The following is a 13,456-nucleotide window of genomic DNA, read 5'->3' as shown; positions in this document are numbered from 1 at the left end:
GAATATATGAAATATTTAGTGAACAATTCAAATGATCCAAGATATAATTTAGCTTTTGAGGAATATTGTTTTAAAAGTTTAGATTTAAAGGAAGACTATGTAATTCTTTGGATAAATGGACCTGCTATTATTGTAGGGAAGAATCAAAATACAATAGAAGAAGTAAACCAAGATTATGTAGATGAAAATGGTATAAAGGTAGTTAGAAGAGTAACTGGTGGAGGGGCTGTATATCATGATCTTGGGAATCTTAATTTCAGTATAATCAGTATGTCTACTGGTGCTGAAAAAATTGATTTTAAAAAGTATAATATACCGATAGTTAAATCCTTAGAAAAATTAGGTATTAACTGTGAATTATCTGGTAGAAATGATATAACTATAGATGAGAAAAAATTCTCAGGTATTGCTCAATCAGTATGGAAACAAAGGGTTTTAAACCATGGGACACTATTATTTGATACAGAATTAGATGTATTGTCAAAAGCCTTAAATGTAAAACAAGATAAAATCGAATCTAAAGGGGTAAAATCAGTAAAAAGCAGAGTTACTAATATAAAACCTTATTTGGAAGAAGATATAGATATATTTAAATTTAGAGATGTATTACTAAAAAATATATTTGCAATGGAAGGCTTAGAACCAGAAGAATATAAACTATCCCAAGAAGACTTAGATAATATCCAAAAACTATTTGAAGAAAAGTATTCAACTTGGGAATGGAACTATGGAGAATCACCAAAATCCAATTATAAAAATTATAAAAGATTTCCATTTGGAAGTATTGATATTAGATTTAATGTAGTAAATGGACTCATAGAGGAAATTAAAATCTATGGTGATTTTTTCGGTACAGAAGATGTGAAACTACTTGAAGATAAATTAAATAAAGTAAGATATGATAAAAAAGAAGTACAAAATGTAATAAAAGATCAACCTCTGCAAAAATATTTTGGAAATATTTCTGAGGAAGAATTTATAAATCTTATGTTTCAATAAAAAAATCCCTAAATGCTTAAAAGTATTTAGGGATTTTTTATGAGTTTTAAGATTATCTATATTTTTAATAATTTAATAGAAACTTTTCTTACAATAATTGGAATAGTTGTAAAATTCATGCTATAATATAGCAAATAAACTAAAAAAAAGAGGTGATAGTTTGAAAAAAATTAATTTTCCATTATATCTTGGGATAATTTTATTGATTATATTATTCCTTATATCTTTATTTCCTGAAAAGTTTACAGACAAGGATCCTAATTATGAAAGCAATATTAGAACTTATACTATAGTAGAGAATGGAAAGGAAGTAAGCAAGGTAGACATGCCCCCATGGAGGCCTAATGAAGATAATATAATGGGTACAGATGAATTTGGTAGAGATATTTATACCCGTATAGTCTATGGAGCAAGTATAACACTAAAAACAGCTTTATTAATTGTTCTATTTAGAGTTTTAGTAGCTTTACCTATTGGAATTATGGCAGGTATTGGGAGTAAATTAGCTTCAACAATTATTAGATTTTTTAACACTACATTTACAGCAATTCCTATTTTACTCATAAGTTTTTTTGTTTTTAATATTGATTATTTTACTAAACAACCCTTGGATAAATCCATCATTACATTTACCATAATACTAACATTTCTAGGATGGGGAAAGTTAGCTAAACAGGTGGAAGAAAAAGCAAGTAAAATCATGAAAGAGGAATTTATTGAAGGTGAAATAGCAATAGGTAAAAGTATAACACAAATTGCTATTCAAAATATGGTACCCCATTTAGTACCTTCCCTTATAAGTATTGTTTTCATAGAAGTAGGTTTAGTTGTTTTTCTATTGGCTCAACTAAGTATATTGGGAGTATTTGTAGGACCAAGGGCTAAACTTATTAAATTTGAAGGTGCTACTCCTATAGAATATGGTGTGAATCCAGAATGGGGTGCAATGCTGTCTAGAATTGTAATTAATAATAGAATAGGTAGATATTGGATAGGATTATATCCAGCCCTTGCTTTTGCAGTGGGAGTATTGGCATTTAACTTAACAGGAGAGGGCCTAAGAATAGAATTTGAAAAGAGAACATCAAGGGTTGCATCAACTATAAGACGATTTGGATTTATTTTTTCCCCTAAGATATATTTCCAGCAATTACATAGATTTAAAGAATATTATAAACCTGCAATTATAAAAACTCTATGTATTATTTTAGTACTGACTTACATTCTAATGCCACCACCAAAAAGTTTATATGAGTTTAAAGCGGATTTAGCCATAGAGCATTTAGAAGAGTTAATAAAACCAGAGTACGAAGGTAGATTAACCGGTTCTGAGGGTAATTATTTAGCAGGGGAATACATAATAAATAAATTAAAGGAATATGGTCTTGAGCCTTATGATGGAGAAAACTACACCCAATTATTTCCCATGGGAGATTCAGGTGTTAGATTAATTATGGAGCAAGCAAATATACAACTAACTACTAGTGATGGAAACATTAGTCACTATGAAATAGGAAAGGATTTTCTTTTCGTTTCTTTTTGTTTTGATTTTGATGAAAATGTAATCTTTGAAGATGATGATTTTATTACATTAAAAGGAATATCAGCACCAGGAGAAAGGCTGAAAGAAGTGAAACTTTCTGATGATATAAAAAAAATAATATCTGTAAAATCAAAGGATAATTACGATGAAATTATAAGAGATTCACTTTGGTATTATGGTTCAACACCAGATATTAATTTTGTTACTTTAGAAGGAGTTGATGAACTTCCAAATCAAATGCCTGTATATAGTGGAAAGAATTATAATATAATTCCTAAGGGCGAATTAGCTGAAAAACTAAAATCAGATATTTGTGAAGTTGAAATAAAAACTAAGACTCCTGCTAAACCTGCTCATGAAGGAAGAAATATTTTTGCTGTTTTACCAGGGAAGAATTGGGACAAGGAGGATTCAAGTAATAATAAAAAAGATATAATCATAGTTGGATCATCTTATGATGGAGTAGGGGTATTTGAAGAAAGAATATCTGCCATGAGGGCATCTAATATTGCGATAAATTTAGAAATTGCTAGGGTACTATCACAGATGGAAGAAAAACTTGATAAAACCATAGTCTTTGCTTTTTGGGATGGAAATTCTTCTTTTAATTCTGGAAGCAGGTATTATAACCACAATAGAATATTTACACAGAACTTTTATAAGATATATTATTTTGATATAGGACTAGCAACTAATGAAGAAAAAATCAATATTGCCTTTGATTCTCCTTCGGCATTTCAGGTGGAGACTTATGATATGATGAACAATATATCCAAATGGCTAAAAAAGAAAAAAATAGACTATGAATTTAAAAATTCAAGCTCATCTTCATATTATAATATAGGTAGTAATCTATCTCTAAAGTTATCAGCAGATTCTCCTTATAGTAGATATATTGACTCAGATAAAGATACTGTAGAGAGTATTAATAAAAAACAGTTAATAAATATGGGACAATACTTCATAGATTTAATAACTATAAATGAGAATTTTAAATAGGATTTAAATGTAAGGAGGAGAAAGATGTATAGAAAAATTGGATTTAAGCTCATAGTAAGTATTTCAATGTTGATTTTCATTTGTTTCATGGTAATAGTAATGGCAAATATTCCCTTAGATTTAGATTTTGCTGAAGTTGAGGGGAAAATCATCAGTAACTTAAATAAAGAAATATATAAAGAAGATATATGGAATTCAATTAAACTTTTAACATCAGGGAAATTTTTGAAACATAAGGTATTGGGAAAAAGTGGTGATGTAGGAGAAATCATAAAGATTGCCATGGGAAGAAGTATGAGGATTTTTTTTATGGCAACTATATTATCCCTTATAATTGGTATTCCCAAAGGAATATTTGACAGTAGAAGGAAGAAAAAACAATCTACTTTTAAACTACTACAGACTTTAATTCCATTATCAGTTCCAGATGTATTAACCATAAGTTTAGTACAACTTGCTGCACTTTATTTATATACAAATGAAATATCAATACTTGGTATGAAACCTATTATGCACATAGGATATGAACACTGGAGCCAATCCATATATCCTACTATAGCATTAGCATTAGTACCAGCAGCATATATTGCAAGAATAACAGCCTCATCAATAGAAGTAGTATATGATAGAGATTATATATTAGCAGCTAGAGGAAAGGGAGCTTCAGAGTCACGAATTATACTAAACCATATAATGAGAAATATAATTACCGACTTAATTGGTTCTTTTCCAACTATTGCTTCAATAATGTTTTCGTCTTTATTTATTGTGGAACGTATTTTTTACTTTCCAGGATTAGCCTTTGAAATGTTAAATATTTATAGTAGACCAGCTGCTGATGGCAGCAGTACAGTAGCATTTCTAGGTCTTGCAGTGATCTTAGCCATTGTTTATTTTGCTTTATATACTATTTTAGATATTACAAGACAAGTTTTGATTCCAAGACTTAAAAATTAATATTTAAAAAATCATAAGGGAGGTAAGAAATGAGTTTATTAGATGTACGGGATTTAAAAACATACTTTTATATAGATAATGAAGTTATACCTGCTGTAGATGGCGTTAATTTTAATATAAATAAAGGAGAAATAGTAGCATTAGTAGGAGAATCAGGAAGTGGAAAATCTGTTACATCCCTTTCTATTATGGGATTGATTAAAGAACCAGGAAAAATAGTAAATGGAGAAATTATATTTAATAAAGAGGATTTATTAAGTAAAAAAGAAAGAGAAATGCGAAGAATCAGAGGGAAGGATATTGCTATGATTTACCAAGATCCTATGTCCTCATTGAATCCATATATTAGGGTTGGCAATCAGATTGCAGAGACACTTATTATACATAAGAAAATCTCCAAAGCTGATGCAAAAAAAGAAGCTATAAAGATGATGGAGCTAGTAGGTATACCAGATGCAGACAAGCGTTATAAAGACTATCCATCACAATTTAGTGGAGGTATGAGACAAAGAATCATGATTGCTATGGCAATTGCATGTGAACCAAAGCTACTTATTGCAGATGAGCCTACAACTGCATTGGATGTAACTGTACAGGCAGAAATCCTAGATTTACTTCGTAGATTAATGAAAGATAATGGCATGTCTATTTTACTAATTACTCATGATTTAGGGGTTGTAGCTGAGATAGCAGATAGAGTTTGTATTATGTATTGCGGAAAGATAATGGAGCAAAGCAGCAAGATTAGTTTATTTAAGAATCCATTAAATCCATATACAAGAGGATTGATACAATGTATCCCAAGAACTGATGATAAGGCAGAGGTTTTATATACCATAGGAGGAAATGTACCATATCCAACGGATTTTCCAAAAGGATGTCGCTTTTCAACTAGATGCCCAGATGTTATGGAAAAATGTAAGAAGGAAATACCAGCCCTTGCAGATATAGGAGAAAGACATTTAGTTCGTTGCTTTTTATATGAAAATAGTGAGGTAAAGAAATATGACGATAATTGATGTAGTTGACTTAAAGAAATATTTTACGTTAAGCACTCCAATTTTAGAAATGGAAACTGGAGTTGTAAAGGCAGTAAATGGTATAAGTTTCCATATTAATCACGGTGAAACACTTGGGTTAGTAGGAGAATCGGGAAGTGGAAAAACTACTACAGGAAAGTTAATACTCAGACTTCTAAAGCCTACAGCTGGAAAGATATTATTAGAAGGTAGAGATATATCAAAAATTAGTGATAGAGAATTTAGAGCTATTAGAAAAGATTTGCAAGTAGTATTTCAAAATCCTTATGCTTCTCTTGATCCTAAAATGACTATACAGGATATATTAACTCAACCATTGACAATACATAAGATAGTTCAGCCATTGGAATATAGCAAGGAAGTAGTAAGGTTATTAAATCTAGTGGGATTATCTAAAAAAGATGCAAATAGGTTTCCCCATGAATTTAGTGGTGGACAACGTCAAAGAATTGGGATTGCAAGAGCTATATCTACTAAGCCTAAGTTTATTGTATGTGATGAACCTGTGTCTGCTTTAGATGTTTCCATACAATCTCAAATTTTAAATTTAATGATGGATTTACAGAGAGAATTTAAGTTATCATATTTATTTATTGCCCATGGGCTTAATGTAATAAAACATGTAAGTAATAGAGTAGCTGTTATGTACTTAGGTAAAATAGTTGAGGTAGGTAATGCAGAAACAATTTTTAATACACCAAAACATCCTTATACCAAAGCTTTAATATCTGCTTCACCTATACCAGATCCAGATATCAAAAGAGAAAGAATAATATTAAAAGATGAAATTCCAAGTCCTATTAATATTCCAACAGGATGTACATTCCACACTAGATGTGCTGAATGTATGGATATATGTAGATCAAATGAGCCAGAGCTCCAAGGGCTAGATGAACACCAGATTGCCTGTCATTTAGTAAATTTTTAAAAAATAAATACCAAAAATCTCCAAATGTTGAAAATACATTTGGAGATTTTTCAATATATAGGTTCTTATTCTAAAGAAACTATAACATAATGAATAATATAGTGGGCAAATTAAAAAGGATAATAATTTTTTAAAATCAAATAATTTTTAGAGGAGGTTGCAATGAATATACTAACTAGAAAGAAATTAGAAGATTTAATAAATAAAGAAGAAAAGTTATGTGTATCAATGTATTTTCCTACCTTTCGTATGGGTGTTGACATTAAACAAAATCCAATAAGATTTAAACAAAGAATAAGAGATGCAGAAGATAAATTATTTAATATGGGATTAGAAAAAGATGAAGTTAAAGATATTTTAAAATCTGCCAGTGATTTAATAGATGAAACGGTATTTTGGCAAAATCAAACTGAAGGATTAGCTGTATTTCTAACTTCAGAAAATATAAATTATTATCATCTTCCATTTGAAGTAGAAGAACAAACAATAGTGTCAAATAAATTTTATACAAAGCCATTATTTCCTTTATTTACAGGAGATGGGCAATATCTTATATTGGCTTTAAGCAAAAATGAAATGAGATTGTTTAAGGCTTCAAGGCAAATGGTTAAAGAAATTAGGATGGAAGAAGCACCACGAAGTATTCATGATATGGAAGTAGATAATGATCCAAGAACCAATTTAACGATTAAAACTGCAAATCCACAAGGTGGTACAAGTGAATTAGTATACAATAGTGTAACACAGGGACAAGGAAATGAAAATGATTTTGAAAGAAATGAACTCATAAGGTATTTTAGAGCAATAGATGAACCTTTAAATAAGTTATATAAAGGAGATGAAATACCTTTAGTACTAGCAGGTGTAGAGTATTTAATTCCCATATATAAAGAAATAAGTAACTATCCCAATATATTAGATGAATTCATAAAAGGAAATCCTGAAATATTATATGGAGATGATTTACAAAAAATGGCCTGGACTCTTATAGAGCCTAAATTTTTAAAGATACAAGAATTAGCAGAGGAAAAATATAGACAATATTCTGGTCAAGGAAATAAGCTTTTTTCAGATTCTTTAAGGAAAATATTATCTCAGGCATATAATGGGCAAGTGGAAACATTATTTATTGCTAAGGGAGCAACTCAATGGGGTAATTTTGACCCAGAAACTAATAAAATAGAATTTCACGAAGAACAAAAAATAAAAAATCAAGATTTAATGGAACTAGTAGCTACTTTAACTATAACAAGAGGTGGGACTGTATATGCAGTAGATGAAGATAAAATGCCTAATGGAAAAACTATAGCAGCAGTATTAAGGTACTAATAATAAAAAAGTAAAACTTTCTTATGGGTTATAAAAAAATCCGAATAAATTTATTCGGATTTTTTATTTTAAAATACAGAAGAATTTGATTGACTTAATTCAATTATTTTTCCATCTATTTTATCTAGAAGACCTATCATTTTAATTGAAAAATCTTTTGCTTCTAGATATAGTTTCTTAGCAGTCGCTTCATCTTTTTCTTTTACTGCGGTTATAACCTTATCTCCTATACTGTGGAAACTATGGTGAATGTTATCTATTGATTCCCATTCATCTTTAATTTCGAGATGTTCTATTTTAATTGAATGATAAAAATGTCCAAATGCACATTTTTTTGAGTTGGTTTGTAAAGGATAAAGGTGCATTTCTGTTACAATTTGGTTAAGAACATCTAACCATTTTAAATGAGCAATTTTGGCGTTTTTTATAATGTTTTGTATCTCTTGGTTTGTAAGGCCGTGAACTCCACCTTTTAACCCTTGAAACATGGTAGATACAATCGTAGAAAGTTGATTATCAATTTGAGATAATTGTTTTGCAAATTCTACAGTTTGTATTGCATCATTATGGATACTATGAGTCATATGAGTAAGTCTTTCAGAATCTGTAGTAGATGCTTCCATAGCTTGATTTATTTCATCTGTTGCATATTTTACACTTTCCATAGATTTATGAATATTATCTACATCTACTGACACCGTTTTAAGCATTTCTATATCCTCGGTGACTATATCATAGACAAGTTCTATTTTTTCATTCATTTCCTCTGTAGATTTTAAAGTACGATTTAAACTATCATTTCCTTCATGGGCTGCTCCATGTATATTATTTACAAACTCTCTCATTCCATTAAGCTGCTCTTTTGTATTATCAGCCAAGTTTCTAATTTCATGAGCTACAACTGCAAAACCTCTTCCATGTTCACCAGCTCTAGCGGCTTCTATAGCTGCATTTAATGCTAATAAATTAGTTTGTTCTGCTATAGATTGTACACTATCTACTATTTTACCTACTTCTGTGGCTAAGTTAACTAGTTGATGTATTTTTTCACTCATAATTCCAGTATCTTCTATAACATTATCCTTTAAAGCCTGTACTTCTTTAAGTAAGTCCATACTATGATTGTTTTTACTAGCTAATAATTCAGAGTCAGCTGATAAACTCTCCAAAGTTTTTGAAGTATTTATAACAGACTCATTTACTTGATTCATACTTGCAGTTGTTTCTTCTACCATGGCTAAATTGGATTCACTTAAAGTGGACATTTCATGTGCAAAATCCGTTAATTGATTTGAAATATGTTTCATCCCTACATCGAAACTACTTAATGCAGTAAGTATATGAAGTATTTCTTTAGTTGACTCAGACATTTTATTTTCATTATCTAATAATTTTTGAAAGTATTCAAATACTTGAATATGTATAGGATATTTAACATTTGGTTTTTCTACCAATATTCCGTTTAGGGAATCTTCTACATATTTAACTATACATGATGCTTCATCACATGGGGGTTTTGAAAATCTTTTAAACAAGAAAATCACCTCTTAAATTAGTTATAAGGGAAATATTCAATATTAGAATCTTATATAAAATAAATTATAATACTAAATATTTGTTGTTGAAAATTATTACATTAATAATATATAACTTAAAGCTAAAAAAGTCCATGCTTTTTATTGATATAAATTGGATTCATAATTTTATTTAATAGAAATGTGTTAATGATTCCTAGATAAGGTTTTGTTTGAAAGGATTAGTACCTTCTGATACTATAATATTGTAAAGATTTTTAATTTAAACTATATATTGGAGGGGTGTTTATGAGATTACCAGAAAAATTCAACTTTGCAAATTTACCAACAAAAATCGAAAAGCTAAGTCGACTAAGTGAAGAATTAGGTAAAGAAATCTATATAAAGAGAGATGACCAAACAGGAGGTGAAATATCAGGAAATAAAATTAGAAAATTGGAGTATGCTGTTAGAGAAGCCATAGATAATGGTTGTAATTATCTAATTACCTGTGGTGGCATACAATCAAATCATGCTAGAGCTACAGCGGCAGTAGCTAGAAAACTAGGTATGGAAGTATATCTTGTACTGAGGGGTAATCAGGATTCAGAACTGGAAGGAAACTATTTTTTAGATAAAATATTGGGAGCAAAGATAAAATTAGTTGCTCCAGAAGAATTTAATTCTCATATAGAAAACATTATGGAAAATATAAAAAAGGAACTAGAAAAAGAAGGATATAAGCCATATATAATTCCCATGGGAGCTTCCAATGGAGTAGGATCTCTAGGCTACTGTGCAGCAGTGGAAGAAATATTGTCCCAAGAAAAAGAATTAGGTATAAAATTTGATGCCATTGTTAGTACTGTTGGTTCAGGTGGTACTTATGCAGGATTATACTATGGAAACTATATAAAAGATAATAATGCAGTAGTTTATGGAATAAATATCTGTGATGATGCAGAATACTTCAAAAACATAGTATTAAAATTATTTAAAGGAATCTCCATATATACAGGAGAGGAAATTCATGTAGACAAAAAAGATATAGATATTTTAGATGGATATATTGGAAGTGGATATGCTCTAAGTAATGAAAATGAAATAGAATTTATTCATAAATTAGCAAAATTAGAAGGTTTAATTTTAGATCCTGTATATACTGGAAAGGCTATGTATGGCCTAGTAGAGGAAATAAAAAAGGGAACATTTGATAATCATAAGAATATATTATTTATCCACACTGGAGGTATATTTGGATGGAATAGTGTTGCAAGAAGTATGGTGAAATAATATTAAAATATAAAAATATCAAGAAATAAAGAAAATAACTGTTGACATATATTTATATATCTAATATAATTAGTTTAATTTAAAATTAAGACTTATCAAGAGTGGTGGAGGGAAAGGCCCTATGAAACCCAGCAACCAGTATTAAATACAATGGTGCTAAATCCTACGGCATTGGCTGAGAGATAAGATTACGATAATTTTACCTCTTTTTAGCTAAAGAGGTTTTTTTATTGCAGATAAGTATAATTTTAAAAATCAACAATTAAATATTCTTATCAAGAGAGGTGGAGGGAAAGGCCCTAAGAAACCTCGGCAACCTTCAGATCAGTCTGAAAAGGTGCCAAATCCTACCCAAAGTGTAAGTTACTATGGGAAGATGAGAAGATAATGTTTATATAGAATATAAATGTAACCTCTTTTCATCTAATATAAAAAATTAGGAAAGGAGGTTTTTTTATATAGAAGCTTTATTTATTATTATGCAACAAATAAATTTAAAACAATAAAGGGGAGATTATAATGAGTGAAATAAAATATAAATTTGATACATTACAAGTACATGCAGGACAAGAAATCGATAAGACAACTAATTCTAGAGCTGTTCCCATATATCAGACTACATCTTATGTATTTAATAGTGTTGAACATGGAGCAAATCTCTTTTCTCTAAAGGAAGAAGGAAATATTTATACAAGAATGAGCAATCCAACCACAGATGTTTTTGAAAAAAGAGTGGCAGCATTAGAAGGAGGAGTTGGAGCATTGGCTGTTAGTTCTGGAGCAGCTGCAATTACTTATGCAATCTTAAACATTGCTGGTGCTGGAGATGAAATAGTATCTGCAAGTACTCTCTATGGAGGCACTTATGCTTTGTTTTCTACAACATTACCTAAATATGGAGTAAATACAGTATTCGTAGACTCAGATGAAGTAGAAAACTTTAGAAATGCTATAAATGAAAAGACTAAGGCAATTTTCATAGAAAGTATAGGTAATCCTGGAATAAATATAATTGATATTGAGGCTGTAGCTAAGATTGCACATGAAAATAATATACCTTTAATTATCGATAATACATTTGGTACACCATATCTTATAAGGCCCATAGAATTTGGAGCAGATATTGTAGTTCATTCTGCAACTAAATTCATTGGAGGACATGGTACTTCAATAGGAGGAATAATAGTAGATTCTGGTAAATTTAATTGGTTAGATAATCCTAAGTTTAAAGATTTTAATACACCTGATCCAAGCTATAATGGTCTAGTATATGCCAAAGATATAGGACCAGAGGCTTATATAGTAAAAGCTAGAGTACAACTTTTAAGAGATACTGGAGCAGCAATAAGTCCTTTTAATTCTTTTTTATTTCTACAAGGTCTTGAAACCTTATCATTGAGAGTTGAAAGACATGTATATAATGCAAAGAGAATAGCTGAATATTTAAACAATCATCCTTTAGTTTCTTGGGTAAACTATCCTAGTTTAGATGGAAATAAGTATAATAATCTTGCTAAAAAATATTTTCCCAAAGGAGTAGGCTCTATATTTACATTTGGAATAAAGGGTGGGATTGAAGAAGGAAAAAAATTTATAGAATCATTAGGAATATTTTCAAATCTTGCCAATGTGGCAGACACTAAATCTCTTGTTATTCATCCAGCTAGTACTACACATTCACAATTAAACGAAAAAGAAATGTTAAAAGCAGGTGTTACTCCAGATTTAATAAGATTATCAATAGGTATAGAAGATATAGATGATTTAATAGAAGATATTGCTCAAGCCCTTGAAAAGACTATAAATTAGAAGAACAAATTATATGTAAATTGCTGTAATCTAAAGAGATTAAGCAATTTACATATATAATGTATAATTAAATATTCTAAAGATATATAGGAGGTAATATGAAAATAAAACAATTATTTAAAGATAAAAAATTAGTTTTTTCTTTTGAGATATTTCCCCCAAAGCCTGATTATCCAGTGGAAACTATATATGATACCATAGAAGAACTAAGTGTGTTAAATCCAGACTATATAAGTGTTACATACGGGGCAGGCGGAAGTGTTAATAATAATAGAACTTGTCAGTTATCACATTTTATTAAAAGTAGATATGGAATTGAATCCTTAGCTCATTTAACTTGTATAGGTTCAAGTAAAGAGTATATAGATTCCATAATTCGAGAACTAAGAGATAAAGATATATATAATATATTAGCCCTTAGAGGCGATATTGGTAACATAGGAATAGGAGAGTTTAATAATTCTCAAGAACTTATACAATATATAAAAGAAAGTGGAAATTTAGGAATAGCTGCTGCTTGTTATCCAGAAGGACATATAGAGAGTAAAAAGGACGTTGATAAAGACATTAGGGTGCTAAAATTAAAGGAAGAAGCTGGGGCTGATTATTTTATTTCGCAACTTTTCTTTGATAATTCATACTTTTATGATTTTCTAGATAAAGCAAAACAAAAAGGAATTAAGGGTCCAATACAAGCAGGTGTTATGCCAGTAATAAATAAAAAGCAAATTGAAAGAGTAGTTTCATTATGTGGTGCTAAACTTCCAAATAAATTTCTTAGGATTATGAACAAATATGAATATGATAAACTTGCACTAAGAGATGCTGGAATAGCTTTTGCTCTAGAACAAATAGTTGATTTAGCTTCTTTTGGAGTAGATGGAATACATCTATATACTATGAATAATCCTTATATAGCCAAAAATATATCTAAGAATATAGAATTTATATTAAGTTCAATCAATAGAAAAAGTGTAATTTAATATAAGATACTTAAAGGCTAATAGATAATATACTAATTAAGTTTTTAAATTTATAATGTAAA

Annotated in this window: 10 protein-coding genes and 2 riboswitches; of the genes, 9 read left to right on the top strand and 1 reads right to left on the bottom strand. The window is 29.5% G+C overall.

The genetic code is table 11. From position 1 onward, the window contains the following. Positions 1-6 precede the first annotated feature (6 nt). From lplA to KQI41_RS12645, 6 genes are all read left to right on the top strand, one after another. Entirely contained in the window at positions 7-999 is a 993-nt protein-coding gene (gene lplA / locus KQI41_RS12670) for a lipoate--protein ligase (RefSeq protein WP_154441575.1), read from the top strand. 160 nt (positions 1,000-1,159) lie between these two features. Further along, entirely contained in the window at positions 1,160-3,541 is a 2,382-nt protein-coding gene (locus KQI41_RS12665) for a M28 family peptidase (protein ID WP_216585442.1), read from the top strand. Between the two features lie 24 nt (positions 3,542-3,565). Further along, entirely contained in the window at positions 3,566-4,498 is a 933-nt protein-coding gene (locus KQI41_RS12660) for an ABC transporter permease subunit (protein WP_154441571.1), read from the top strand. A 29-nt stretch (positions 4,499-4,527) separates the two neighbouring features. Next, a complete protein-coding gene (locus KQI41_RS12655; RefSeq protein WP_154441569.1) occupies positions 4,528-5,517 on the top strand; it encodes an ABC transporter ATP-binding protein in 990 nt (329 codons plus the stop codon). Further along, on the top strand, positions 5,504-6,466 hold the full coding sequence (locus KQI41_RS12650; protein ID WP_154441567.1) for an ABC transporter ATP-binding protein: 963 nt from the start codon (positions 5,504-5,506) through the stop codon (positions 6,464-6,466). The genes KQI41_RS12655 and KQI41_RS12650 overlap by 14 nt, the downstream gene beginning before the upstream one ends. 162 nt (positions 6,467-6,628) lie before the next feature. Further along, positions 6,629-7,795 carry a baeRF6 domain-containing protein gene (locus tag KQI41_RS12645; RefSeq protein ID WP_154441565.1) on the top strand — a complete coding sequence of 389 codons (1,167 nt, stop codon included), beginning with the start codon at positions 6,629-6,631 and terminating at the stop codon, positions 7,793-7,795. A 68-nt stretch (positions 7,796-7,863) separates the two neighbouring features. On the opposite strand, the gene KQI41_RS12640 is transcribed toward KQI41_RS12645, so the two are convergent. Then, positions 7,864-9,330 carry a methyl-accepting chemotaxis protein gene (locus KQI41_RS12640; RefSeq protein ID WP_154441563.1) on the bottom strand — a complete coding sequence of 489 codons (1,467 nt, stop codon included), beginning with the start codon at positions 9,328-9,330 and terminating at the stop codon, positions 7,864-7,866. A 288-nt stretch (positions 9,331-9,618) separates the two neighbouring features. On the opposite strand from KQI41_RS12640, the gene KQI41_RS12635 reads away from it, so the two are divergent. From KQI41_RS12635 to KQI41_RS12625, 3 genes are all read left to right on the top strand, one after another. After that, on the top strand, positions 9,619-10,602 hold the full coding sequence (locus tag KQI41_RS12635; protein WP_154441561.1) for a D-cysteine desulfhydrase family protein: 984 nt from the start codon (positions 9,619-9,621) through the stop codon (positions 10,600-10,602). An 89-nt stretch (positions 10,603-10,691) separates the two neighbouring features. Next, positions 10,692-10,791, top strand: a riboswitch (SAM riboswitch). An 80-nt stretch (positions 10,792-10,871) separates the two neighbouring features. After that, positions 10,872-10,985, top strand: a riboswitch (SAM riboswitch). 136 nt (positions 10,986-11,121) lie between these two features. Next, positions 11,122-12,411 carry a homocysteine synthase gene (locus tag KQI41_RS12630; protein WP_154441559.1) on the top strand — a complete coding sequence of 430 codons (1,290 nt, stop codon included), beginning with the start codon at positions 11,122-11,124 and terminating at the stop codon, positions 12,409-12,411. A 98-nt stretch (positions 12,412-12,509) separates the two neighbouring features. Then, entirely contained in the window at positions 12,510-13,394 is an 885-nt protein-coding gene (locus KQI41_RS12625) for a methylenetetrahydrofolate reductase (RefSeq protein WP_154441557.1), read from the top strand. Positions 13,395-13,456 lie beyond the last annotated feature (62 nt).

It is taken from the genome of Tissierella pigra, assembly GCF_018917845.1.
Taxonomy (GTDB): Bacteria; Bacillota; Clostridia; order Tissierellales; family Tissierellaceae; genus Tissierella; species Tissierella pigra.
The sequence above is the reverse complement of the archived record's forward strand: the minus strand, read 5'-3'. Positions and strand labels throughout refer to the sequence as shown.

Excerpts from the sequence above, each read along its gene's own strand:
- lplA (WP_154441575.1), top strand. The coding sequence starts at position 7 with ATGAAATATTTAGTGAACAATTCAAATGATCCAAGATATAATTTAGCT.
- KQI41_RS12660 (WP_154441571.1), top strand. The coding sequence starts at position 3,566 with ATGTATAGAAAAATTGGATTTAAGCTCATAGTAAGTATTTCAATGTTG.
- KQI41_RS12655 (WP_154441569.1), top strand. The coding sequence starts at position 4,528 with ATGAGTTTATTAGATGTACGGGATTTAAAAACATACTTTTATATAGAT.
- KQI41_RS12650 (WP_154441567.1), top strand. The coding sequence starts at position 5,504 with ATGACGATAATTGATGTAGTTGACTTAAAGAAATATTTTACGTTAAGC.
- KQI41_RS12645 (WP_154441565.1), top strand. The coding sequence starts at position 6,629 with ATGAATATACTAACTAGAAAGAAATTAGAAGATTTAATAAATAAAGAA.
- KQI41_RS12635 (WP_154441561.1), top strand. The coding sequence starts at position 9,619 with ATGAGATTACCAGAAAAATTCAACTTTGCAAATTTACCAACAAAAATC.
- KQI41_RS12630 (WP_154441559.1), top strand. The coding sequence starts at position 11,122 with ATGAGTGAAATAAAATATAAATTTGATACATTACAAGTACATGCAGGA.
- KQI41_RS12625 (WP_154441557.1), top strand. The coding sequence starts at position 12,510 with ATGAAAATAAAACAATTATTTAAAGATAAAAAATTAGTTTTTTCTTTT.